21 protein-coding genes are annotated in these 25,607 nt (G+C 49.6%); 18 read left to right on the plus strand and 3 right to left on the minus strand.

Annotation, left to right across the window (positions count from 1 at the left end; all coding sequences use genetic code 11):
• Positions 1–105: 105 nt before the first annotated feature.
• From CBP31_RS10380 to CBP31_RS10425, 10 genes are all read left to right on the plus strand, one after another.
• Positions 106–1,734 (plus strand): NAD+ synthase, encoded by a 1,629-nt coding sequence (locus CBP31_RS10380; RefSeq protein WP_087037030.1) that lies wholly within the window; start codon positions 106–108, stop codon positions 1,732–1,734.
• A gap of 104 nt (positions 1,735–1,838) precedes the next feature.
• Positions 1,839–2,177 (plus strand): nitrogen regulatory protein P-II, encoded by a 339-nt coding sequence (gene glnB / locus CBP31_RS10385; protein WP_087037032.1) that lies wholly within the window; start codon positions 1,839–1,841, stop codon positions 2,175–2,177.
• Positions 2,178–2,328: 151 nt separating this feature from the next.
• Positions 2,329–2,838 (plus strand): S-ribosylhomocysteine lyase, encoded by a 510-nt coding sequence (gene luxS, locus CBP31_RS10390; protein ID WP_087037034.1) that lies wholly within the window; start codon positions 2,329–2,331, stop codon positions 2,836–2,838.
• Between the two features lie 136 nt (positions 2,839–2,974).
• Positions 2,975–5,311 carry a ribonuclease R gene (rnr, locus tag CBP31_RS10395; protein WP_087037036.1) on the plus strand — a complete coding sequence of 779 codons (2,337 nt, stop codon included), beginning with the start codon at positions 2,975–2,977 and terminating at the stop codon, positions 5,309–5,311.
• Between the two features lie 85 nt (positions 5,312–5,396).
• Positions 5,397–6,131 carry a 23S rRNA (guanosine(2251)-2'-O)-methyltransferase RlmB gene (gene rlmB, locus CBP31_RS10400; RefSeq protein WP_087037038.1) on the plus strand — a complete coding sequence of 245 codons (735 nt, stop codon included), beginning with the start codon at positions 5,397–5,399 and terminating at the stop codon, positions 6,129–6,131.
• 416 nt (positions 6,132–6,547) lie between these two features.
• Positions 6,548–7,411: a DMT family transporter gene (locus CBP31_RS10405; protein ID WP_087037041.1), complete on the plus strand. Its 864-nt coding sequence runs from the start codon at positions 6,548–6,550 to the stop codon at positions 7,409–7,411.
• 262 nt (positions 7,412–7,673) lie between these two features.
• Positions 7,674–8,042 (plus strand): 30S ribosomal protein S6, encoded by a 369-nt coding sequence (rpsF, locus tag CBP31_RS10410; protein ID WP_087037044.1) that lies wholly within the window; start codon positions 7,674–7,676, stop codon positions 8,040–8,042.
• A gap of 28 nt (positions 8,043–8,070) precedes the next feature.
• Positions 8,071–8,298 carry a 30S ribosomal protein S18 gene (gene rpsR, locus CBP31_RS10415; protein WP_086963916.1) on the plus strand — a complete coding sequence of 76 codons (228 nt, stop codon included), beginning with the start codon at positions 8,071–8,073 and terminating at the stop codon, positions 8,296–8,298.
• Between the two features lie 38 nt (positions 8,299–8,336).
• Positions 8,337–8,786: a 50S ribosomal protein L9 gene (gene rplI / locus CBP31_RS10420; RefSeq protein WP_087037046.1), complete on the plus strand. Its 450-nt coding sequence runs from the start codon at positions 8,337–8,339 to the stop codon at positions 8,784–8,786.
• 95 nt (positions 8,787–8,881) lie between these two features.
• A complete protein-coding gene (locus tag CBP31_RS10425; protein WP_087037048.1) occupies positions 8,882–9,619 on the plus strand; it encodes a ferredoxin--NADP reductase in 738 nt (245 codons plus the stop codon).
• A gap of 89 nt (positions 9,620–9,708) precedes the next feature.
• Here CBP31_RS10425 and CBP31_RS15640 read toward each other — a convergent pair whose 3' ends face one another.
• Positions 9,709–9,876: a hypothetical protein gene (locus tag CBP31_RS15640; RefSeq protein ID WP_169712996.1), complete on the minus strand. Its 168-nt coding sequence runs from the start codon at positions 9,874–9,876 to the stop codon at positions 9,709–9,711.
• Positions 9,877–10,137: 261 nt separating this feature from the next.
• On the opposite strand from CBP31_RS15640, the gene CBP31_RS10430 reads away from it, so the two are divergent.
• From CBP31_RS10430 to CBP31_RS10450, 6 genes are all read left to right on the plus strand, one after another.
• A complete protein-coding gene (locus tag CBP31_RS10430; RefSeq protein WP_087037051.1) occupies positions 10,138–11,070 on the plus strand; it encodes an NADP-dependent oxidoreductase in 933 nt (310 codons plus the stop codon).
• 60 nt (positions 11,071–11,130) lie between these two features.
• Complete coding sequence (locus tag CBP31_RS10435) at positions 11,131–13,941, plus strand: M16 family metallopeptidase (protein ID WP_087037053.1); 2,811 nt, start codon at positions 11,131–11,133, stop codon at positions 13,939–13,941.
• Between the two features lie 64 nt (positions 13,942–14,005).
• On the plus strand, positions 14,006–15,595 hold the full coding sequence (gene gshA / locus CBP31_RS10440) for a glutamate--cysteine ligase (RefSeq protein WP_087037055.1): 1,590 nt from the start codon (positions 14,006–14,008) through the stop codon (positions 15,593–15,595).
• Between the two features lie 213 nt (positions 15,596–15,808).
• Entirely contained in the window at positions 15,809–15,970 is a 162-nt protein-coding gene (locus CBP31_RS15600; RefSeq protein WP_161492515.1) for a DUF5522 domain-containing protein, read from the plus strand.
• 218 nt (positions 15,971–16,188) lie between these two features.
• Positions 16,189–16,944: an ABC transporter substrate-binding protein gene (locus CBP31_RS10445; RefSeq protein ID WP_087037058.1), complete on the plus strand. Its 756-nt coding sequence runs from the start codon at positions 16,189–16,191 to the stop codon at positions 16,942–16,944.
• On the plus strand, positions 16,941–17,792 hold the full coding sequence (locus tag CBP31_RS10450) for an alpha/beta fold hydrolase (protein WP_087037061.1): 852 nt from the start codon (positions 16,941–16,943) through the stop codon (positions 17,790–17,792). Before CBP31_RS10445 ends, CBP31_RS10450 begins: the two co-directional genes overlap by 4 nt.
• A gap of 291 nt (positions 17,793–18,083) precedes the next feature.
• Here the strand turns inward: CBP31_RS10450 and CBP31_RS10455 are convergent, their stop codons facing one another.
• Both CBP31_RS10455 and CBP31_RS10460 read right to left on the minus strand, forming a co-directional pair.
• On the minus strand, positions 18,084–22,118 hold the full coding sequence (locus CBP31_RS10455; RefSeq protein ID WP_087037063.1) for an autotransporter family protein: 4,035 nt from the start codon (positions 22,116–22,118) through the stop codon (positions 18,084–18,086).
• A gap of 368 nt (positions 22,119–22,486) precedes the next feature.
• Positions 22,487–23,233, minus strand: a complete 747-nt coding sequence (locus CBP31_RS10460; RefSeq protein WP_087037065.1) for an outer membrane protein assembly factor BamD — start codon at positions 23,231–23,233, stop codon at positions 22,487–22,489.
• A gap of 111 nt (positions 23,234–23,344) precedes the next feature.
• On the opposite strand from CBP31_RS10460, the gene rluD reads away from it, so the two are divergent.
• Both rluD and pgeF read left to right on the plus strand, forming a co-directional pair.
• Positions 23,345–24,325: a 23S rRNA pseudouridine(1911/1915/1917) synthase RluD gene (rluD, locus tag CBP31_RS10465; RefSeq protein WP_087037067.1), complete on the plus strand. Its 981-nt coding sequence runs from the start codon at positions 23,345–23,347 to the stop codon at positions 24,323–24,325.
• A 294-nt stretch (positions 24,326–24,619) separates the two neighbouring features.
• Positions 24,620–25,378 (plus strand): peptidoglycan editing factor PgeF, encoded by a 759-nt coding sequence (gene pgeF / locus CBP31_RS10470; RefSeq protein WP_087037069.1) that lies wholly within the window; start codon positions 24,620–24,622, stop codon positions 25,376–25,378.
• Positions 25,379–25,607: the final 229 nt, after the last annotated feature.

Genomic DNA, 25,607 nt, shown 5'->3' on the forward strand with positions numbered 1-25,607 from the left:
GTGTTGAAATTACATGGCTTTGGTAGCTAGCTTGGGCTTTTAAACTGACAAGCAAGGCTAGTTTTATTACTATGCGACTATCGCAGAATATAAGTGGAAGGATTCATGCCGTCACACCTGACTCTGGCACTGGCGCAGTTAAATTTTACTGTGGGTGCCATCGAAGCTAATACCCAAGCCATGCTCGGCGCTATCACAGATGCCCAAGCTCAAGGCGCCGACTTAGTGTTATTTTCTGAATTAGCCATCAGTGGCTCTCCGCCTGAAGACTTATTGCTGCGCGACGACTTATATGAGCGGGTGAACGCTGCTTTGGCACAATTGGCCGCGGCCAGCAGTAACATTGCCATACTGGTGGGCCACCCGTGGCGCCAAGGCGGGCATTGCTATAATGCGGCCTCATTTTATGTGCAGGGCCAGCTACAAGAGCGTTACTTTAAGCAATGTTTACCAAATATCGGTCTCTGTGATGAACAGCGCTACTTTAGTGCAGGGGAACAAGCCGGGGTAGTGAGTTTTAAAGGTCACCGCTTTGGTATCTTGCTGGGCGAAGATATTTGGGGCACTAAGCCGGTTGAACATGCCAGAGCGGCCGGTGCGGAAATCTTACTCAGCCTAAATGCGTCGGCTTTTCATGGCCAGCAGCCGCAGCTGCGCCATGAAAAATTGGCCAAGCGCAGCCGTGAGGCGGCCATGCCTTTGGTGTACGTTAATCAAGTGGGTGGCCAAGACGATCTGGTGTTTGATGGTCACTCGCAAGTCTTTAATGCCACCGGTGAGCTCACCCAGCGCTTAGCGGCCTTTGAGCATGAGTTAGCTTTGGTGCGCTTTGAGCAAAAATCGCCGCAGCCGGCGGCCATTAGCCCAGAGCAGGAGCCCTTAGCCGAGTTGTATCAGGCGTTGGTATTGGCCACCCGCGATTATGTGCAAAAAAATGGCTTCGCGGGCGCCGTGCTAGGTTTGTCGGGCGGCATTGACTCGGCACTCACCTTGGCTATCGCCGTGGATGCGCTAGGCAAAGATCAGGTGCAGGCGGTGATGATGCCGTTTCGTTATACGGCTGCCATCAGCGTAGATGATGCACAAGAGCAAGCTAAACTATTAGACATTGAATATGATAGCGTGCCGATTGAGCCTATTTTCGAAGCCTTCGTGCAGCAGCTGACTCCGCTGTTTGCCGGTGAAGAAAAGACGGCTGGTGATACTACAGAAGAAAACTTGCAGGCGCGGGCGCGCGGCATGTTATTAATGGCGCTGTCGAATAAAAAGCGTCGTTTGGTGCTCTCTACCGGTAATAAGAGCGAGCTGGCCGTGGGTTACTGCACCCTGTATGGCGACATGGTAGGCGGATTTGCGCCCCTAAGAGACGTGGCAAAAACCCTGGTGTTTGCCTTATCGCGCTATCGTAATACCTTAGGCTATGTGATCCCGCAGCGAGTGATTGACCGCCCGCCGTCCGCCGAATTAGCGCCCGGTCAGCTAGATGAAGACAATCTGCCCCCTTATGAGGTGCTGGATGCCTTGCTTGAAGCCTATGTGGAGCAAGATAAATCCTTAAATGATTTATTAGCGGCGGGCTTTAGCGAAGCGGATGTGCGCCGAGTGATAAAGTTGGTCGATATTAACGAACATAAACGCCGCCAAGGTGCAGTGGGGCCGAGTATCAGCCCGCGTAGCTTTGGCAAAGGCAGACGCTATCCCATTACCTCAGGGTTTGGCCGTATAAATTGGTAAAGAGCAGCGCCCCGCACCAAACTGTGTAGGGTTTTGTAGGCGAACGCTTGCTCTCGCATTTCGCCAAAGGCGGAACTCTCATTATCTATATTAAGGAATCCACCGTGAAGAAAATTGAAGCCATTATTAAACCCTTCAAATTGGATGATGTGCGTGAAGCCTTGGCCGAGCGCGGCATTACCGGCATGACGGTATCGGAAGTTAAAGGCTTTGGCCGCCAGAAAGGTCACACCGAGTTGTATCGTGGTGCTGAATATATGGTGGATTTTTTGCCTAAAGTGAAAATCGAGCTGGTGGTACAAGATGACTTATTAGAGTCCTGTATTGAAGCCATTGAAGCGACCGCACGTACCGGTAAAATTGGTGACGGCAAAATATTCGTCTTTGATGTGGGCCAAGTGATCCGTATTCGCACCGGTGAACAAAATGAAGACGCAGTGTAACGGACGCAGCATAACCGGCGCTGTTTAGCGTCAAAATGTGGAAAAGTAACGTATAACTCAAGGCGCGCAAGGCGTTATCTGTTGAATTACCTTGGCCATTGCCCTTTTCTTTGTCACAATCTCTGTGACATCTAAATAGAGGAATAACCTAATGCCACTGCTGGACAGTTTTACCGTTGATCATACCCGTATGGAAGCACCGGCGGTGCGAGTAGCCAAAACCATGGCCACGCCGAACAAAGACACCATTACCGTGTTTGATTTGCGCTTCTGTCTGCCTAACCAAGAGATCTTGTCCGAGAAAGGCATACATACTCTGGAGCATTTGTTCGCCGGCTTTATGCGTGATCACTTAAACAGTGAACAGGTAGAGATCATTGACCTGTCGCCCATGGGCTGTCGTACCGGCTTTTACATGAGCTTGGTGGGCGCTCCCAGTGAGCAAACAGTGGCCGATGCCTGGCAAGCGGCGATGCGAGATGTACTCAAGGTCGCCAATCAGTCAGAGATCCCTGAGCTCAATGAATACCAGTGTGGCACCTATGTAATGCACTCACTGGATGAAGCTAAAGCAATTGCTAGCAACATCATTGAGCGTGGCATCGGCGTTAACAGCAACCAAGTGCTGGCATTGCCCGAAGAGATGCTGAAGTCTCTGTAATGCAAAGCGATTGCTGTCAGTAACGAAGCGCCCGGTTTAAGCAAGCACTGGCTTAACCGGGCGCTTTGTCACTTGTTATTCTTATCTTTATTTTTAGATATACTTTCCTTATTTCAGTGCTCAAATGGACAACTTTATGTCAGAACAACAAGATCCTTTCCTTAAGCGGGAATCCGAAAAATATGAAAACCCCATTCCCAGCCGCGAATTTATTATCGAGCTGATCAAAGCTAAGCAAAGCCCAATCTCCCGTGACGAGATTTTTACTGAGTTAGATTTAGCCGGTGAAGAGCAAACCGAAGCCTTGCGTCGTCGACTGCGCGCCATGGAGCGTGACGGCCAATTAGTGTTCACTCGCAATAAATGCTACGCCTTGCCAGAGAAAATGAACCTGATCAAAGGTCGCGTTATTGGCCATCGTGAAGGCTTTGGCTTTTTACGTCCCGAAGAGGGCGGCGACGATTTGTTTTTATCCCAGCGCGAAATGGATGCCTTAATGCATGGCGACCAAGTATTGGTACAGCCGCTGCGTTTTGACTCCAAAGGCCGACGCGAAGCCCGCGTAGTGCGCTTGTTGGAATCACGGGACCTAGAAATAGTTGGCCGTTACTTTATTGAAAACGGTGTTAGCTATGTAGTACCCGACGACAGCCGTGTGGCGCAAGATATCTTGATCCCTCAAGGCGAAACCCAAGGCGCACGCATGGGCCAAGTGGTGGTGGTCACCATCACTCAAAGACCGACTAAGCGCATGACCGGTGTCGGTAAGGTGAAAGAGGTACTGGGTGAGACCATGGATCCGGGCATGGAAATCGAGATTGCGCTGCGCACTCACGGTATTCCACATATCTGGCCAGAAGAAGTTCTCCAAGAAACCGCGAGCTTGTCTGAAGAAGTACCAGAAGAAGCCAAGGTTGGCCGCAAAGACTTACGCGACTTACCCTTAGTGACCATTGATGGCGAAGATGCCCGCGACTTCGATGACGCCGTATATTGCGAGCCTAAGGCTTCTGGCGGCTGGCGCTTATGGGTGGCCATTGCCGACGTGTCTTACTATGTGCGCCCCGGTACTGCGTTAGATAATGAAGCGTACTTGCGCGGTAACTCTGTGTACTTCCCGGCACAAGTGATCCCTATGTTGCCAGAGGTGTTGTCGAACGGCTTATGTTCGCTAAACCCACAAGTAGACCGCTTGTGCATGGTGGCGGAAATGAGCATTTCTGCCAGTGGCAAGTTATCGGATTCTAAATTCTATGAAGCCGTGATGAATTCTCACGCGCGTTTAACCTACACCAAGGTTGCCGCTATCGTTGACGGTGATGAAGACTTGCGCGAGCGTTATGCCGCTGTAGTGCCGCATCTTGAAGCGCTGAACGCCATGTATCACGCGATGAAGCATGCCCGCCATCAGCGCGGTGCGGTGGAATTTGAAAGCGAAGAAACCAAGTTCGTGTTCAACGCCCAACGCAAGATTGAAAGCATAGTGCCGGTAATACGTAACGACGCCCATAAGATCATCGAAGAATGTATGATTGCGGCCAACGTGGCGACGGCGCGCTTTATTGAACAGCAAGATGCCCATGCCTTGTTCCGTGTGCACGAAAAGCCAGGCGACGACAAGCTGATTAACTTCCGCAGCTTCTTGGCCGAAGTTGGTTTAGAGCTTAAAGGTGGTAATGAGCCAGAGCCGGCAGATTACGCCCTTTTAGCCGAACAAATCAAAGACAGACCCGACGCGCAGCTTATTCAAACCATGCTGTTACGCTCCATGAAGCAAGCCGTGTATCAGGCGGAAAATAATGGTCACTTTGGTTTAGCGCTCGATTCGTATGCGCACTTTACCTCGCCTATTCGTCGTTATCCGGATCTTATTTTGCACCGTGCCATTAAGGCGCAGCTGAGCAAGATGCAGGGCGAAGGCAGCAATAAAACCGGCGGCGTACCTTATCAGCACGATGAAGTGGCGCCGATGGGCGAGCATTGCTCCGTGACTGAGCGCCGCGCCGATGATGCGACCCGTGATGTGTCCGATTGGCTCAAGTGTGAATACATGCTGGACCATGTCGGCAGCGAGTTTATGGGTACCATCGCTAACGTCACCGGTTTTGGTTTCTTTGTGCGCTTAGATGAAGTTCACATTGACGGCTTAGTGCATATCTCTAGCCTGCAAAACGATTACTATCAGTTTGATGCAGCGCGCCAAATCTTGATCGGCGAGAACTTCCGTCGCAGTTATCGCTTGGGCGATAAGATCAAGGTGAAGGTGATGGCGGTGAACTTAGACGACAGTAAAATCGACTTTCAAACCGTGGAAGAGCCACTGCCTGCCGGCGCTAAAAGCGGCAAAGGGGCGAAAAACTTAAAATCGCGCCAGCGCGCCAAGCCGAAAAGAAGCAACAAGCCGAAAGGTGAGGGTAAAGCACCCGAGCCAAAAGGTGAGGCTAAGGCCAAAGGCAGCAGAAAGCGCCACTAAGATACTGCACTAAATAGGGGGTAATCAGCCAGCGGCAACGTTGCGCGGGTTGCCCCCGTTTTTAATTAAACGCTGAGTAAATTTTATGAGCAAAGAACTGATTTTTGGCTTTCATGCCCTCGATGCACTGTTAGACGTTCATCCAGAAACCATTTTAGAAGTATGGATGCTAAAAGGCCGTGATGATGAACGCCTCAATGGCTTACAAGCCCGCTTATTAGAAGTGGGGGTGAAAACCCAATTGGCTAACCGCACCGCACTGGATAACAAAGCCAAAGGCGGCCAGCACCAAGGTGTGGTGGCTAAGGTACAAGCGGCGCCCATTCTTAACGAAACCGATCTAGAGCAGTTATTGGCGGGCCAAGATACGCCGTTTTTGCTGGTATTAGACGGCGTCACCGACCCCCATAACTTAGGCGCTTGTTTGCGTACCGCCGATGCGGCGGGCGTACATGGCGTTATTGTGCCTAAAGATAATTCAGCAAGCCTTACGCCAGTGGTGCGTAAAGTGGCCTGTGGTGCCGCCGAAGTGGTGCCCTTATTTCAAGTGACCAACTTGGCGCGAACCTTGCGCATGTTGCAAGATAAAGGTATTTGGATTGTGGGCACCGCAGGCGAAGCAGATCACAGCGTGTATCAGTCCACCTTCAAGGGTGCGCTGGCGCTAGTGATGGGTGCCGAAGAGAAAGGCATGCGCCGCTTAACTCGCGAGCATTGCGATGAGCTAGTGAGCATCCCAATGGCCGGCTCGGTATCCAGCCTCAACGTGTCCGTCGCCACCGGCGTGTGCTTGTTTGAAATGGTCCGCCAGCGCGGTTAGTTCTGGTAAAGAGTGAGGCGTAATGGGTAAAGCGGACAAGCAACCATTAAGCGCCGAGACTCAGGTTTCTTCGCTACGGAATATACAGAAAAGAGATGTTTAATGGTGAGGGCCAAAACTAGATACAAACAAAAAAGACAGAAGAAGAAAACCTGAATGCGTTGATGAGATGGGGCTATGTTTCTGTAGTCCCACGCTTCAGCTGTGGGTTCTGCGAAGCAGAAGGTTAGGGCTAGGGTTAGGCTAGTTTTTCACTTCACCCTTTGCCCATCACTCTTCATCGCTAGTGATCAACATCCCGCTGAGGCGGGACTAGCAGCTAAAGCGCTAGCCTACAAATGTTAAACCCAAAAAACAGCACGGGTTTGGTTTTCTTGGCGCTGTATTCCCCGTCACTAACAACTAAGAGAATAACCATGCAACAGCTTATGGCGCGCATGACGGCTGATCGGCAAATACTGGCCATTTTATTGCTAATCCTCGGCAATTTAACCATCTCCTTTGGCGATGTGGTGGTGAAGCTGCTGGGCCAAACCCAAGTCACGCCTTATCAATATATAGCGCTGCGCTTCTTGATGACTTCACTGTTGCTGCTGCCGTTTTGGCTGCGTCTGTCGCCTGAGAAAAAAGGCTGGGGCCAATGGAAAGTGCACCTGATCCGCGGTCATTTATTATTGTTCGGCTCTATTTGCGTGTTTATCAGCTTAATGTATTTACCCTTGGCCACCGCCAATGCGGTGTTTTATGCGGCGCCCTTAATGACACTGCCGCTGGCGGCGTTGCTCAGTAAAGAGAAGGTGCGACCCGCCGCCTATGGCGTGAGTTTGCTGGGCTTTGGCGGCATTTTATTGGTGCTTAATCCCGGCCAGTGGCATTGGGCTGGCTGGTTGGCGTTATTTACGGCATTCTCGATGGCGGCCAGTAATGTGTTAGTACGCCGTTTGCCTCAAGGGCGTTCGGTACTGGCGACTTTATTTTTAACCCAAGCCTTAGCAATACCCGTGGGCTTTGCCTTGGCCATTCCCGGGTGGCAGCCGTTAAACGGTGAGATTTGGTTGCTGCTAATCGGCATCAGCTTAATTGGTATTGTCTATCAAGGGGCCTGCATCTTGGCGTACAGCATGGCGGATGCCAGCAAAATTGCCGCCAGTGAATATTCAGGCCTGCTGTTTGTCACCATCATGGGCATGCTGATGTTTAACGAATTTCCCGCACTGCACGTTTACCTAGGTGCAGCTGTGGTGATCATTGCTATTGGACTGCAAAGAAAATTGAAATAAATATAGCGCCGAGCGCCCGGCGCCCCACTTTAAGAAAAATACTGTCTTTTGTTGGTTTTAGCGGTCTTTCTGACGAAGGTCAGGATCTTGCTCTAGCTAGGCGTTGGGCGCTTAATGCTCGGCGCTGTCTTTTTAAGCTTTCCTTTAGCATCTTTATCCTTTACACTCCGCCTCCTTAAAATCAGTCGTTTCTACTATAAGTTCCTTGCCTCCGATGGTGTGACTGAGCCCGCGAAGAGGCTATACCCGTAAGGAGCAATCCATGCGTCACTACGAAATCGTATTTATGGTTCACCCTGATCAGAGTGAACAAGTTCCAGGCATGATTGAGCGTTATACCGCTGCAATCACTACTTCAGGCGGTCAAGTTCACCGCATGGAAGACTGGGGCCGTCGCCAGTTAGCTTACCCAATCAACAAGCTGCACAAAGCACACTATGTTCTGATGAACGTAGAAGCTGACCAAGCTGTGATTGATGAGCTGGAAACTAACTTCCGCTTCAACGATGCGGTACTGCGTAACATGGTTATGCGTACTAAGAATGCCGTTACTGAGCCTTCTGAAATGGCGAAAGCCAGAGAAGAACGCCCACGTCGCGACGACGCTCGTGCAGAAGCATCTGCTGAGTAATTCACGTTTAAGCTGAGGAATTAGAATCATGGCAAGTTTTTTCCGTCGTCGTAAGTTCTGTCGTTTCACCGCTGACGGTGTTACTGAGATAGATTACAAAGACATCGCAACTTTGAAGAACTATGTTACCGAGTCCGGTAAAATTGTACCGAGCCGTATCACTGGTACCCGCGCTAAGTTTCAGCGTCAGTTGGCTCGCGCAATCAAACGCGCTCGTTACCTGGCCCTGCTGCCTTACACCGATCTGCACAAGTAAGCAGCGGCCTAACTCTTTTATTTTTTTGAGGAAAGGTAATGCAAGTTATTCTTCTTGATAAAATCGCCAGACTTGGCGGCCTGGGCGACCAGGTAACCGTTAAATCCGGTTATGCTCGTAACTTTTTGCTGCCACAAGGCAAAGCTGTATTAGCCACCAAAGACAACGTAGCGACCTTCGAAACTCGCCGCGCTGAATTGGAAGCGAAATTAGCTGAGCAATTGGCTGCTGCACAAGCCCGTGCCGACCAGTTATCTGGTTTGGAAAACGTGGTAATTGCATCTAAGTCAGGTGACGAAGGCAAATTGTTTGGTTCTATCGGTGCTCGTGATGTGGCTGATGCCATCACGGCTGCTGGTATTGAAGTGAACAAGAGCCAAGTACGTCTGTCTGACGGCGTACTGCGCAACACTGGTGAATTTGAAGTGGGTGTGCAGCTGCACGCCGACGTTAAAGCTACCGTGAAAATTCAGGTAGTTGCTGCCTAAGTTTTGCCGCACGTTAAAAAAGCCCGCGCTTGTCGCGGGTTTTTTATTGCCTGCAATAAGGCTAGAGTAGGGGCAGGCCTTTAGGGAGAGACTACATGGCAGACTGGACAACCGGTATTGTTAAAGCACGCACGCAATGGACCGACACCTTATTCTCAATCGTGGTAGAAGCGGACGTAGCGCCCTTTCAAGCAGGGCAATTTACCAAATTAGCTTGGCACAGCGCCGATAAAAAAGTCGCGCGCGCTTATTCTTACGTTAATGCCCCCGGCCAAGATTGCGAATTTTATGTGATCACCATTCCCGATGGACAGTTAACCCCCTATTTAGCCGATCTTCAGGTGGGTGACGAGTTATTAGTCGAGCACTCGGCGGCCGGCTTTTTAACGCTGGATGAAGTACCTGAAGGCCGAGACTTGTGGCTGATGGCGACCGGCACCGGCGTGGGGCCTTTTGTGTCCATGCTAGCGGAGGGCAGTTGCTGGCAGCGCTTTGCTAACATAGTGCTGGTGCATGGTGTACGCTTGGGCGACGAGCTGGGTTATCGAGAGCGCATTCTGGAGCTCACTCAAGATCAGCCCAATTTCCATTATGTGCCTTTCGTTTCTCGCGAGCAGATCAGCGATGCGGAGCCTGGCCGTATTACCACGGGCATTAACAGTGGCCGCTTAGAGCAAAGAGTGGGGCTAGAATTTAGTGCTGAGCACAGTCGAGTATTGATCTGCGGTAATCCGCAAATGGTGCGCGACACCCTAACTGAGCTAAAACTTAAAGGCCTACAAAAGCACTTGCGACGCAAACCCGGCCAAGTGCTGATGGAAAATTATTGGTAAGTTTGAAGTGACCGTAAGATGTGAGGGGCAAATGATGAGGCGTTAGGTCTGAGACAACGCCTCACTCCTCACGTTTTACGCCTCACACATTAACGCGTTACATAGATCATTAGACTCATAAAGGCGGCTAAGCCCCAGCCTAAGCCGATAATCCAATAAAAGCCCCGCGCGCCCTGTTTCAGAGGAATGTGGTTATAGAATAAAAACAAGGACCACAATAAAGCGGGCAACAGCGGTAATAAAAAGAGTCGAGCCATGGCAGAGTCCTTCTTTGAGCGTGAACGCAGTGAGATGATAACAGTCTTATTTGAGCACTGTAGCTTATGTACTCTACCTTATGCACCCGCATAAGGGGTGCCTTACTCTTGGCGCTGAACAAGTAAACTTATCTCTTATCAAATCACGCTTATCAAATAGACAAGTATGCGTCACAATCGGCTCCATAGGCCGTGGCGCTGCAGTGATATATTAGGTTGCGAGCCAAATCTCGCGGATGGTGAATAGACAAGGAATAGCACATGAAGCAGTTGATGATTAAGGCGTTTGGTGATGCTAGCCAGCTAGGTTTAGTGGAGCGCGAACCCGCGCCGCTGGCCACCAATGAAATTCGCGTGAAAATGCACTTTGCTGGTGTAAACCCTGTGGACGCTAAAACCCGTGCCGGTCTGGGGTGGGGGGCCGAGGCCATTAAAGACCAGCTGCCGTGGGCGCCGGGCTTAGAGATGATGGGTACTGTGATGGAGCTGGGTGCCGAAGTCAGTATTTATCATCTTGGCGACCGGGTATTTGGCTTGCTGGGCGGTGGCGGCTATAGCGAACAGTTAGTGGTGCCGGCCAATGCCTTGCTGCGTGTACCCAGAGCCGTGAGTGATGAAACGGCCGCGGGTTTATCGTTAGCGGGCATTACCGCCTGGCAAGGCCTCACCGAGCACGGTGCTCTTAAAGCCGGTGAGCGAGTCTTGATTTCGGCTGCTGCCGGCGGGGTGGGGCATTTGGCGGTGCAGTTAGCCAAAGACTTAGGCGCCACCGTTATCGCACTGGCTTCTCCTCATAACCATGAATTTTTACGCAGCCTAGGTGCGGATCAGGTGTTGGATTATCGCGAGGCTGGGCAATTGGCGGCACTGGCACCGGTCGATTTATTATTGGATTTGGTGGGTGGCGAGTCTGGCCTTAGCTTGTTATCTCAGGTTAAGAAAGAGGGGCGAGTGGTCACCGTGCCCACCAATACCGCCGAGCAAGTGATTGCTGCAGCTCAACCCCTAGGCTTAAACGCCACCGGCATGCTCAAGCATAATGACAACCAACAACTGGCCAAATTAATGCAGATGGTCGTCGAGCAGCGGCTGCGTGTGGAAATCAGTCATGTCTATCCGCTAGCAGAGGGAGAATTAGCGCATCGTCAGATTGAAACGGGCCATACACGCGGTAAAATTTTACTAAAAGGCTGATGTTTTTCAATTTTTAATCTTTTGCATTCAGTCTATTGGCGTTCAACATAAGGACACTCCATGAAGTTTTGGTCTCTGTTATTGCTCTTAAGCCCCATGTTGGTCTCGGCGGTGCCCACATTAGTGCAGCAAGTCGATACATCAAAAGACGGCTTAGTGATCCCCTACCAAATGTATCGCTTGGATAATGGGCTCACCTTGCTGCTCAATACCGATAAGTCGGATCCCTTGGTACATGTGGAAATGACCTATCACGTGGGCTCGGCGCGGGAAGAGCCAGAGCAAACCGGCTTTGCGCACTTTTTTGAGCATATGATGTTTCAAGGATCCAAGCATGTGGGTGATCAAGAGCACTTTCGCTTGATCAACGAAGCCGGTGGCAGCATGAATGGCAGCACCAACCAAGACAGAACCAATTACTATGAAACGGTTCCCGCCAATCACTTAGAAAAAGTGTTGTGGCTAGAAGCGGATCGCATGGGGTTTTTACTCGAAGCCGTCAGTCAGCATAAGTTTGAAATCCAGCGAGATACGGTTAAAAACGAACGCGCCCAGCGTATCGATAACCAGCCTTATGGCTTGGTGGGTGAGCGTATGGGCGAGTTACTGTATCCCCGCGACCATCCTTATAGCTGGCAGCCGATTGGCTATGTGGAAGATTTAGACCGCGTTAATGTAGATCATCTTAAGGCGTTTTTCAGCCGCTGGTATGGCCCTAATAATGCCACCTTAGTGATCAGCGGTGATTTTGATACCGAACAAACCCTTGCTTGGGTTGATAAATATTTTAGCAGTATTCCCCAAGGCCCCAAGGTGAGCTCTGCTAAACCACAACCGGCCAAGCTTGAGAGCAACCGCTATCAAACATTGGTGGATACGCGTATTCGCATGCCGATGCTGTATTTGTCTTATCCCACCGTATGGTTAGGCCACGAGGACGAAGCGGCGCTGGATGTGCTGGCCAATGTGTTGGGTGGCGGCAAAAGCTCGCTGTTATACCAAGAGCTGGTTGAGACCGGCAAAGCAGTCAGTGCCGGTGCCAGTCATTATTGTGGCGAGTTAGCCTGTACCTTAAGCGTGTGGGCATACAGCAATCCGTCAAAAAACGGCTCTTTAGTACCTCTTAAAGCAGACATTGAACGGATCATTGCTCAAGTAAGCGAGCGGGGCATTAAAAAATCTGACGTAGATAAAGCGGTTACCGAACTGCGCGCCAATCTGATTTTAGGACTCGACAGCACTCGAGGTAAGTCTCGACAACTGGCGAGCGGTCAGGTGTTAAAAAATGATCCTTTGTTTGCTATTAATGCGTGGCGTCAGTTAGCTAGCACCACGCCAGAGCAGGTGAGCGCGGTTTATGAGCAGTACTTACACAGTAAGCCGCAGGCGGCCTTGAGCGTGGTGCCCAAAGAGCACCTTGATTGGCAAGCCGCCGAGCCAAACTATGAAACACCTCAGCGTGAGTTACCTAATGCAGACCAGCCACCTCAGACGGAGCTGGTGGCGCGCGCAGTGAAAGACGATTTTGATCGCAGTAAAATGCCCGCCGCCGGCGAGCCTGTGACCATTAAAGTGCCGGAGTTATGGCAAGCTAAGCTTGGCAATAATATTCAGCTGCAAGGTACTGTGAATAACGAGATCCCAGCGGTGTCGATTATCATGGCCTTTCCCGGTGGCCAGCGCACAGAAAGCCCTGAGCAAGTTGGCGTGGCCAGCTTAACGGCCAGTTTGATGAACCAAGGCACCAAGCAGCTCAGTTCAGGTGAATTCAGTGAAGCGCTGGAGCGACTGGGCGCCAGCGTCAGTGTCAGCCACGGCTTTTATACCAATCTCATTAACATCACCACCATGACCGAAACTTTGCCGCAAACGCTGGCCTTAGTTGAGGAGCTGCTATTTAATCCTGGGATGCGCGAACAAGACTTTGAAAAAGTGAAAACCCGCACCTTAGAGTCCATGGCACAAAGCCGTCATCAACCTTCTTGGTTGGCGCAACAAGCCTTTCGCCAACTGATGTACGGTGAAACCCGCATGGGCCTACCCGATGAAGGTCAGGCCGAGTTGGTCGCCGATATCACGCTCGAACAAGTGCGTGCTTATTATCAGCGTTATTACAATCCCGCTAACGGCCATGTGTTAATTGCTGGCGACTTGTCAAAAAGCCAAGCCGAACAAGACTTTGCCTTTTTAACCCAGTGGCAAGGCGAGGTGCCCGAGATTAGCGCCGTTGAGGTGCAGCCCCAACCGGCCAAACCGGGTATCTATATCGTCGATGTACCCGGTGCGGTGCAATCGGTGTTAAGAGTAGGCCGCCGCGCCTTGGCGCAAGACGCCACCGGCCCCTTCTTTCATGCCAGCTTAATGAACTTTAACTTGGGCGGTAATTTTAATAGCCGCATCAACTTAAACCTGCGCGAAGATAAAGGCTTCACCTATGGTGCCAACTCCTACTTTACCGGTAATCGAGATGCGGGCGTGTTCTTGGTGGCCAGTGATGTGCGCGGTGATGTCACGGCGGACGCCATTAAAAATATCTTGCAAGAGTTTGAGCAGTTTAAGAAAGCAGGCCCCAGTGATGCGGAGTTGGCGTATTTACGCAGCAGCTATTCGCAACAAGATGCGTTGTCTTACGAAACCTTAGGCGATAAAGCCGGTTTCTTATTACAACTGGCGATGATGAAACTGTTACCGGACTACTTGGCCAAGCAACAACAGATAGTGGCTAAGGTGGATAAGTCACAGCTTACAGAGCTGGCCGCACAGTGGCTCGACCCCGCAGAAATGGTAATAGTCGTGGTCGGTGATAAGGCTAAGCTTGAAAAGTCACTTAAAGGACTCCATTTACCCTTATACGACTTTACCATTGAGTAACGAGGCCAGACCTCTCACGGCCTTATCCATCTTTGGTTGAGGCCGTGCTAAAGAGTAACTAATTATGACTAAATCAAATATAACACTGGCCGAACGAATTCAAGCTTGGTATCAGCCCCAAAGTTTGCCCACCATAAAAGGCATTCGTCGCGGCATTGAGCGCGAAAGCTTGCGTATTAATCCCGACGGTAACTTAGCCCAGAGCCCGCATCCTCAGTCTTTGGGCTCCGCTCTTACTCATAGCTACATTACCACCGATTTTTCAGAGTCACAGATGGAGTTTATCACCCCGGTTTCTGACTCGGTTGAGGTGTTACTGGCACAACTGGGTGATGTTCACGGCTATGTGATGCGCCACTTAGGTAATGAACAACTGTGGCCGTTAAGCATGCCGTGCCTGCTAAAAGGCGGCGATGAACAAATCCCCTTGGCCCAATACGGCAGCTCTAATACCGGTCAGATGAAAACTTTATACCGCCAAGGCTTGCACCACAGATACGGCAGTCGTATGCAGGTGATCTCGGGCGTGCACTTTAATTTTTCTATGCCGGATAGTTTTTGGAGTGAATGGCACAATCAAGAGGGCAACCACGACTTCTTGCAAGATTTTGTGTCAGATAAGTACTTAGGCCTAGTGCGTAACGTTTATCGTTTTGGCTGGTTAATCCCTTATCTGTTTGGTGCATCACCAGCCTTGTGCGGTTCGTTTTTAACCGGCACCGAGCATAAGCTGCCCTTTGAGCGCTTAGGTAAAGGCACCTTGTATTTACCCTATGCCACTTCGTTGCGCTTATCGGACTTGGGCTACACCAATAATAGCCAAGCTGATCTTAATATCTCCGTCGACAGCTTGGATCAATACGTCTCCTCGCTGCGCCGCGCCATTAATACCCATGCGCCGGAATTTGCCAAGATTGGCGTTAAGGTGGACGGCGAATACCGTCAACTTAATGACAACGTACTACAAATTGAAAACGAGCTGTATGCGCCGATCCGCCCCAAACGCACCGCAGACAGCGGCGAAAAGCCCTCAGATGCGCTTAACACGCGCGGTATTGAATACATAGAGCTGCGCTCTGTGGATGTAAATCCGTATGCTGCTGTGGGCATAGATGCGGCGCAAGTGCGCTTTCTCGATACTTTCTTACTGTGGTGTTTACTAACGCCATCGGCACCCTTAGAGCAAGATGAAATTGCTCTGAACCGCCGTAACTTTAATAAAGTGGTGCTAGAAGGGCGTAAGCCTAGTTTGGAATTAGAGCAGTGGGGCGGCGAGTCTTTAAGCTTAACCGCCTTGGGCGAGCAGTATTTTGCTGAGCTGAAAGACGTGGCCGACTTGCTGGATGCCTGTTGTGGCAAAGGCTGTTATGGTAAGGCTTATCAATCGCACTTGGCCATGATTCAAAACCCCGAGCTTACGCTGTCGGCACGATTATTGGGCGAGCTTAAAGCAAGTCAGCAAGATATTTTGCCTTTTGGTTTGTCGTTATCGAAAAGCTATCACAATCAGCTACAGCAACGTCGCCCCCATTATTGGGAAGACAGCTTCTTCGATGAAGAAGGCGCCCGCTCTCTGGCGCGCCAGCGCAAAGCTGAGCAATCAGATCTCGTCGACTTTGATACCTTCTTAAAAGACTACTTTGCTAAGCCTTGAGGGCAGGTGAAGAGTAAAGGGTGAAGGGAAAAGAGGCAGAGCTAACACCCTGCGCCGTTATCACAGGCGCAGGGTTTCTCTTTTGTAGGCGAACGCTGGCTCTCGCATTGCGTCGCAGACGAAACCTGTTACTACATCACACCAACATCTATTATTGCCACGCATCTTTGTGGCAATAAGCGTTTAATTTTTATATGTTCAGCTGAGACCCTAATGAATCAAGAATCCCCACCCGAGCCCACACCTTTGCGAGAACACGAAGATTATTATATTGAAGACGGCTTTTGGATATTTACCGCCGCCTTTCATTTAAAACGCGGCCATTGCTGTGGCAACGGCTGCCGACACTGCCCTTACCCGATAGGTAAAGAGTGAAGGGTAAAGGGTGAAGAGGAAGGGATAAAACAAAGCTTTAAGCCGTCAGCTGTAAGCGAATAGCTAAAGATAGACACCTGCCTTGGTCTTACCATCAAGACTTCTTTCAGATTTTATCTCTATTTTACCGTGTTCTTCCGTGACTCTCGTAACAAAGAGGTGTGGCAAGAAAGTCTTTAATCTTTAAGGTTTTCCCCCTCACAAACAGAGGATATTAAATGCGCGTAGTTTGTATGGTGCCGTCTTGGACCGAAACCCTGCTGGCTTGTGGCGTTAACGTAGTAGGGCGTACTCGTTACTGCATTCATCCAGCCGACGAAGTAGCCGATATTGCCATAGTTGGCGGAACTAAAGATGTGCAATGGGACAAGGTGGCCGCATTGGCGCCAGACTTAGTGATTTTCGATAAAGAAGAAAACACCAAGCCCATGGCAGACCGCTGCCCGTATCCGTACTTCGCCACCCATGTGGAGTCGGTGCAAGATATGCCACGGGCACTGCGCTTATTAGCGCAACAACTGAACAATTACGGCTTAATCGAACTGGCGGCCCGTTTTCAATTACTGCTCAATCATCCCATAGCCATTCAGCCAGCTGCTTTGCCACTGCTGGCACACAAAGACGCAGCAGCTAATTCAGTGTTAACAGACGAGCGGCCTTGGCTGTATCTGATTTGGCGCAAGCCCTACATGAGTATTGGCCGCCATACTTTTATCTATTCGGTCTTTGCGCACTTGGGGCTTGGCCATAAACTGTTGGCCTTTGAGTCTAATTACCCAGAGCTGAGCCTTGAAGACATCGCCGCGCTTAATCCAATACTGTTGTGCTCCACCGAGCCTTATCCCTTCGCTAAACAATTAACCACCACCCAACAAGAGCTACAGCAACCCGCCGTACTCATCGACGGCGAACCACTGTGCTGGTACGGCATTCGCTGCCTGCGCTTTCTCGAATCAAGAATGGAGTCTTTATGAAAACCAGCTTTAGCCTTGTGGCTATCTTGCTTGCCACCTTAATACTGACCGCTTGCAGCTCTCAATCCGCAGCACAGCGTAATTTACAAACCGAGCAGCTAGCCCAACGAGGCAATTTGACCGCGTTGGCGGTCGAGACGAACTTGCCGATTAAAGCCTGGGGGCGCATAGCAACCGGCGAGCCCATACATGTCTATATAGAAGGTGATGGCCGCGCTTGGCGTAATGGCCATCTGCCATCCCTTGATCCCACGCCTCACGATCCGGTAGGCCTTAAATTAGCCGCTGCAGATACACACAGCTCAGTGTTATATCTAGGGCGCCCTTGCCAGTATTTAATGGATACCACGCGCGGTTGCCACTTTAGCGTGTGGACAGATCGCCGTTTTGCGGAAACCGCCGATATTAAAGCGGCACTGCAACAGTTGACTGGCGAGCAGGAAGTCATACTCATCGGCTTTTCTGGCGGCGCTAATATTGCCATTCAGTTAGCGGCCCAGTTCCTGCAGGTGAAAGAGCCGCATATGAAAGGGCCACAAGTAACAGGCTTAGTCACGGTGGCCGGTAACCTAGACGCGGAGAGCTTCAATCGCTTTCATCGTACCGCACAAGAAAAGTATGGCCATAACCAAGCTCTACTAGCAGCGTTAGCAGACTTACCACAACTGCATTACACCGGCCGCAAAGATAGAATAATTCGGCCTGAATTAACGCACCAGCAGTTAGCCGACATACAAAGCAGCCACTGCGTACAAATAAATGAGGTCACCAACGCCAACCACAATGGCCCTTGGCAGATAGACTGGTCGGCATTCTCCGCATTGCAAAAAGCCTGCGGCGCTAAGTAAATAGTGTTGAGATTTTAGTGTTGGATGTTGAGTGAAAACCAACAAACAAGCGCCCAGTTAACAACCCCCCCCGCGTTTTCTGTAGCCCCAAGCTTCAGGTGTGGAACTTGTAGCTTCGCGCTTTAGCTGCGAATTCTGCGCAGCAGAACGGTTAGGTCTTCCCTGCATTCAGCAAACAAAAAAGCGAACCCTAGGGTTCGCTTTTATTTATATCACAGCGTTAGTGTTTAACTTTTTCTTAGTCTAGCTTTTCAGCTTAACTGGGCGCTTGGCGCCGGGCGCTGCTTTAACTTAGAAGTCCCAACGGAATTTCAGTGCGCCTGAGTTAGCGTCAAAGCCATCGGTATTCCAGTTGTAGTTATACTCGGCGCTCACAGTTAGCACTTCATTGCTAACAATGTCCAAGCCCACGCCGGCTACATAACGGGTTTTCTCTGGCTTAGTACCGGTAACATTAAAGGTTTCAGCCGGTGCAGCAGCAAAGGCCACTGTGCTGTTTTGCGCTTCGCCTTCAAAGTCGTGGAACACGCCTAAATTAACGCTTGGCGTTAGCATGGCATTACGTAACTGATAGTCTTTGCTCAATTCTGTGTTTAAGCCCAGCTCTAAGCGGTTAAAATTTTGGCTATCAACCTTCAAGCCGGCAAGACCTGTTTCCGTGTAACCGTCTACGGATAAGCGAGATGCTTCCAGTGACAGCGTCGGTATCAGGTGAGTAGCTGGAGCCACGTCATACTGATAACCGGCACCCACGCGTGCACCGTACAGGCTGCTGTCGTAGTTAGCCGTGGTGCCAATGTTACGACTACTGTCGTTATCACCCCAAGCGTAGTAAGCCTGACCGTCTAACAATATCTTATCCATGGCTTGCGACGCATATGCGGTGGCCATGTGATAGTCAGAGTCGGTATTGCTGTTTTGGGTAGTGCTATCTGTGTTAATGAAGCTATAAGCCGCACCTACAACTAAACCGGTATTGAGTTTAGTATCAGCACCCATCACAAAACCGTTGCTCTTCGTGTCGTATGCTGCGCCATTACGGTTGTCTTGATCACCTTTAGACACTAAACCTTGCACCCACATGCCGCCGTTATCCAGCATGTCACCTGATGCTAAGCTGGTCGCGCGCACAGAAACCAGTGAGCCGGATTGGCTAACCGCACTCATGGCACCGGCTACGCTGGCGCCAGACACGTCTGGTAGTAAGGAGGTAAAGCTTTCAGGGCTTCCATCTAGGCTATTTAACAGTTTAGCTATAGCTGGATTACTTTGGGCTAGGGCATCAAGTCTTTGTAATACAATGGCCATCCTGGATACGTTATTAGCTAGCTGACCACTGAATTTACCAGCTTTAACTGCATCAGCTACCTGTTCAGTAAACGAAGTGCGGTCAAAAGTTAACACCAGCTTGCCATCTTTTGTGTTAGTGGTCGCTACGGTAACTAAGTTTGTGCCTGTCACTTCATAAGTTACGCCGTCTGTTGTGAGCACGCCGTCTTTATTCACTTTCAATAACGCTACTTCTTGACCATTTTGGATGTAAAAATTACCTTGAGAGAGATCTATCAATATCTTACTAGTTGCTGCTAAATCAATATTATTAGCAGTCAGACTCGCTTCTTTATGTAGACCCATGGCTAAGGTTGAGCCTGAAGTTTGAACGTAATCACCAGCAATGTTGCGATTGCCCTCTACATAGAAAGTACCGCCATTGTTGCTTACATCACCTTTAATTTTACCGCCAGTGTAGTTAGTGCGAGTGACCTTGTTCATACGTAGGGCGGTGGTACCGTTCAGCTCGCCTGCCAACTGGTTGATGGTGAGGTTGCCGGTTACATCGTCCTCGATATTAATACCGGTTTCCGTACCACGGATGATACCGCGGTTGGTGATACTGGCATTGGCGCTGAGGTTGGACAGATCGATACCTATACCTTGGCTCTGAATGTCACCGTTGTTAGTGATACTGCCGTTAAAAACGGAAGCCAACGCGATTTTTTCTAGCTGGCCGCGGTCTTCTTCCGATACATTACTACCTTCACCTTCCCAAATGTGCTGGCTAATATAAGAGCCGTTCTTATGGTAGCCACCAGCTAAGGTAACTCCGCTTTCTTCACCCTGAATAGTACCGTTATTTATAATGCTTCCATCAAGAACGGCGCTTTCATTAATGATAATTCCGTGTTTACTAGACTGAATATCACCGCTGTTAAAAATATTACCTTTCAAAGTGCTGGTTTGAGTTTTCCATTCGCCTTCAATAGCCGCAGTTTGGCTGCCAGAAGAGTTATTCCAAATAATTTTTTGAGTGAAATCACGTCCACCAGTAATTTCTATACCATTACCATTTGCAGTTATTTGACCATGGTTTACTATGTCGCCATCCATATCCACGTAATTTAAGCGAATAGCAGTACTGCCTTCTGTATAGAAGTTCGATGAGATACTATTGATATGGCCAGTTTCTGTATTTAGGATGTTGCCTACGATCTTGGATACAATGCTGCGGTGAGTAGCAATCTCGCCGTAAGCACCCTTCGTATCAGGAAGTTCATTTTTATCCAAACTAATCGTCGTTTGGTCATGCCCTCCATGAATAGCAATGCCGCTTCCATAATCGCTATTAATATTACCGGCGTTTTCTATATTTCCAGTAAAATTAATGGAGTCAAGAAGTATGCCATCACCGTTACTGTTAATGCTCGCATGCTCTGTATTAATAATATTGGCAGTTGCGATACCTATTCCCATAGTTGAAGCACTTTCATGATGAGAGTTATCATGCTGGCTTGTACCTGTACCTACAAACTTACCCGTTATAGCAACGCCCGTTCCCATTGAGTTGATACTACCTTCGTTGACAATGTTGCCTTCGAAGTCCGCACCCTCTATATCTATAGCGCTAGAAGTATACCCAGCCTGAATATTTCCGGTGTTGATAATGTTGCCTTTCATTGAACCGTGTCCGGCAGTATTTTTCCAAGAAGACTGATTTAGCTCATCTAAATCTGTCCACTCTTGTTTCCTGCCATCGACGACAATGGCACCCTGAATCTGACCAGTGTTGATAATATTGCCGATGACTTGGCTACGCTCAACCACAATGGCAGCTTTGCCACTGTTAGAACCAAACTCGTCTTCATTGCTTATTTCTCCACTGTTGACGATATCGCCTTCAAAACGAGTCTCGCTCAGTACGATGGCACCCTCACTGGCATCTTCCTCGTAGTAACCGTAATCATTGCCTACGAGCAGCAGGCCGCTGTTGTCGATGTTGCCTTTGAAGCTGCCACCAGAAACCAAGATGGCGCGCTTATCACCAGCAATCACTGGTCGGTTTTCCGCTGAAGTACCCAAAGCCTCATTGATAATGGCGCCGACAAATTTGGTGTTGATCATCTCAATGCCGTTAGTGCCGCCGCTGATGGTGGAAACCGCATTGCGTGAACTATTGATAACGCCACCATGCCATTCGCTATCTCGTACCGAAATACCTGCGCCTTCCATTGAGGCAATGTCGCCACCTTTCATGGGAGCCTCAGAGCCACTCCAGTCTTCATTAATAATTAGACCATTGATATTACTACCGCTGATATCAATGGCGTTACCACCACTAGGGTAAAGATCTGGGTCTATACCGTCAGTATTATCAGAAACGATATCGCCACCGTTGTTGACCAGTAACTCTTTGTGTCCCTTGTATATATCTGGAATAGGCTCATCATCTTCCTGAATATCAAAATCATATCCAGTTAACGTACTATTTTTTATTTCAATCGCGGCTGAATTTCCATCATGACCAATGAGGGCACCGTTGGTTTCAATAAAAGCTTCTGTGGCCGTAACATTATTGAGTACAAAAGTACTTTTTGTTCCTTCACTCAGAAATTCTTCATGTGGGGATCCACTATCACGTTTGTTGGCATCACGTAGATCAAAGTCCATCTTGCTCAAATTAGCGTCTTTAAGCTCGATTAGGCTACTGTCTTTACTGAAATAAAGAGCATTTCCGGAGTGAACGCCGGAATTGCTCTCACTAGGGCGCTGGTTTTTCAGTAAATTACTGATAGATATTACTTCTTTTGTACTACCGTCGTCCTCTTTAGCAGTTGTGCGAGTAATATCTTTAAGGTATTGTACTTTTCCTGAACCTATGGTAATGGAGCCTGTGCCTTGTGCAGTAATTTCACCGGCATTAACATTTAGAATTGGATATGAATAATCTGGATACCACTGTGAAGAATCAGAAGGGTCAAAAGCTGAAAACGCAGGTGATGAAATGGCGACCGTAACCGCAGCTGCCAAAACAGATTTATTAAACGTCATTAATTGTGCTTCCTGTTTTTATTATTGGTGCTTACCAATTTTCTGCGCTTAGCTAGTGTTAGCTGCACACAGTGTTTTTGTGTTTTCTAAAAGACGAAAAATCCAACTTTCTGACTTTAAAGCTATATATTTATTGCATATTTAAAAGAAAAATAAATATATGGCTTACTTAATTTTTGGGCAATTTAAGCATGTCAAGCGAGTCCTTACAAGCGTTTTGAATCCATTGCAATGCGTTTTGCGATGGGCGCGCCAGCGGTTGGCGCTAATAGAAAGCGACCTAAAGAAGACTAACGACTAGGAGGGAGATATAAAAAACCCCGCTAATGCGGGGTTGTTGGTTATTGCTTAATGCTTGGCTAAATCAGTTAATTTCCGGCGAAGTTAGCGCGTTGCACCGCTTTGGCGTTGTTGGCCATTTCGGTTAAACCTAGAGTGTTATAAGCGTCAGCCATTATGGTTAATGCTGGCTGCAAGGTGTCGGTATCTGGGTAAGACTCGACTACTTGCTTGGCGCGGTTGGCGGCGGCTAACCAAGCGCCGCGTTTCATATAAAACTGCGCCACCGCTAAATCGTATTGAGCTAAGCGATTTTTAAGGCTGATCATGCGGGCGCGCGAGTCTGCCGCATAGGCGCTGTCGGGGTATTGGCGTAGCAATTGGCGAAAATCTGCAAAGGCTTGGCGAGCGTAGGCCGGATCACGGTCGGTACGGTCGATATTAAGCAGCTCTTGGAAGAAGTTATGATCGGTGGCCATGTTAGTAAGGCCGCGCATATATTGTGCGTAATCCACACTCGGATGGTTAGGATTTAAGCGAATAAAGCGGTCAATGTTAGCCAAGGCGCGGGCCGAGTCATCTTGCTTGTAATAGGCATAGATTAAATCCAGCTGTACTTGATTAGAGTAAGCCCCAAACGGATAACGGGAGTCCATGGCTTCGAGTAACTCAGCGGCACGAATGTAATTGGCCGACTGTAAGCGAGCTTGTGCGTCTTGATACAGTACTTCTGGTGGCTCATCTGGCACCGAATCTTTTTTGGTGCTCGAGCAGCCAGTGGCCGCTAAAGCCAAGGCAAGGGTCAAAGTGAGCCATACGCGTCGTTGTTTAGCCATGTAAAGAGTCCATTTTTGCGATTTAAGCGTCAAGTTTGCGGAAACTGATTAACTCAGCGTCAAGAAACGCTAGAATACCCAATTAAACATCATTTGGTAACCAGTGTCGCTATGAGCCAGCAAATCGAATTAAACGGCACCGTCGCCGAACACCAACATGGTCAACGTTTAGATCAGACCTTGGCGGAAATGTTTACAGATTATTCTCGTACTCGGATCAAGACGTGGATTCAGTTAGATCAAGTAACAGTGGATGGCGAAGTCGCTAATACGCCCCGCGCTAAAGTGACCCTCGGTCAGCAAGTTCAGATCAATGCCGAACTTGAAGACGATGTGCGCTTTGACCCGGAAGATATCCCGTTAGACATCGTCTATGAAGACGATGACATCATGGTCATTAACAAACCTGCGGGTTTAGTGGTGCATCCTGGTGCGGGTACGCCCGGTGGCACCATGCTCAATGCGTTGTTGCATTATTGCCCAAGCATTGCCGAAGTGCCGCGCGCCGGCATAGTGCACCGCCTAGACAAAGACACCACCGGATTGATGGTGGTGGCAAAAACCATACCCGCGCAAACCCATCTGGTGACGGCGCTGCAGGGCCGAGAAATCACCCGTGAGTATGAGGCGGTTGCCATCGGCCACATGACCTCGGGCGGTACGGTAGACGCCAATATTGGTCGTCATCCTACGCAACGTATCCTAATGGCGGTGGTGCCGTCCGGTAAACCGGCCCGCACCCACTATCGAGTGATGGAAAAATTTCGTGCCCATACTCGTCTGCGCCTGCGCCTAGAAAGTGGCCGCACGCACCAAATTCGCGTGCACATGGCGCACTTACAGCATCCGTTAGTTGGTGACCCTACATACGGTGGTCGTATGAAGCCGCCACGTAGCGCCGAGCCTGAGTTGTTGGCTTTTTTGCGTGAGTTTAAACGCCAAGCCTTGCATGCGGTGTTATTGCGCTTAGAGCACCCCATTACCGGCGAAATGATGGAGTGGCAATCGCCATTACCCGATGATTTCGTGGAGCTGATTAGACTGTTAAAAGCCGACACTGCCGCTCATCCGGATGAGTTGGTGTGGACCTAAGGACTAAAGCAGCGCCCAGCGCCCGGCTCCAAGCGCCGAGTTAACAAAAACCGCGTGTTTTGTAGCCCCACGCTTCAGCTGTGGGTCCTGCGAAGCAGGATAGAATTAGATCTAAAACCAAAATCCCGCTGAGGCGGGAGTGCCAGCTAAAGCAGCACCCTATAAACGCTAAACCTAAACCAAGGGAGTGTTTTGTAGTTTCGCGCGACCGCTGCGAATTCTGCGCAGCAGAAGATTTAGGGTTTAGCTTAGCCGGGCGCTTGTTTTCAATCTTAACGTCATGGAGCTAACGTGATGAACGTGATCCAACCACATTGGCCGGCACCGGACAATGTGCGCAGTGCGCAAACTACGCGCAGTGGTGGCGTTAGTGCGCCACCTTATACCAGCTTAAATTTGGGTACCCACGTCGGCGATAGCCTTGCCGACGTGCAGCGTAATAGAGCGCAGTTAGCGACTCACTTAGACTTATCTAATACGCCAGTGTGGTTAGAGCAAGTACACGGCACGGGCGTGGTTACTTTGCCCTTGCCTTTGAATGCCACAGCCACGCCCGTCGCTGATGCCGTACTGAGCCGCACGCCAGGGCAGGTGTGCGCTATTATGACTGCCGATTGCTTACCGGTATTATTTTGTGATACCGCTGGCACGGTAGTGGCGGCAGCTCACGCGGGCTGGCGTGGCTTAGCAAATGGCGTATTAGAAGCCACCTTGCAGGCTATGAATGTTGATCCTGCAAATGTGCAGGCTTGGCTAGGGCCAGCTATTGGCCCGAGTGCTTTTGAAGTAGGCGGCGAAGTGCGTGCCGCTTTTATCGCGCACTCGCCACTGGCCGCTGCAGCTTTTGTGGCGCACGGTGATAAAGAGAGTGATATAAGTAGTGATAAGTGGCTGGCAGATATTTATCAGCTGGCGCGCTTACGCTTGGCCGCCGCGGGTGTAACCCAGTGTTATGGCGGTGACTATTGCACTTATACTGACTCTGAGCGTTTTTTCTCGTATCGACGCGAGCCAAAAACCGGCCGCCAAGCCAGCTTGATTTGGTTGGGGTGACTCTTCGCTGCGCGAAAATGTTGAATTTTCAATGCTAAATGTTGAGTGAAAGACGATTTCTTTTCATTCAACATTAAAAATTACCTGATTACCCACAAAGCTCAGCCATGTTTCAGAGATTTAAGTAGTAATTAATTCAATAGGTTACAGGTAGGTGTCGCCTCTTTGGTAAAGAATATGAGGCTCATTTTGGTATTTTGACCTTGTAGGGGCCAATTTATTCGGCCCG

This window comes from Oceanisphaera profunda (genome assembly GCF_002157895.1).
Taxonomy (GTDB): domain Bacteria; phylum Pseudomonadota; class Gammaproteobacteria; order Enterobacterales; family Aeromonadaceae; genus Oceanimonas; species Oceanimonas profunda.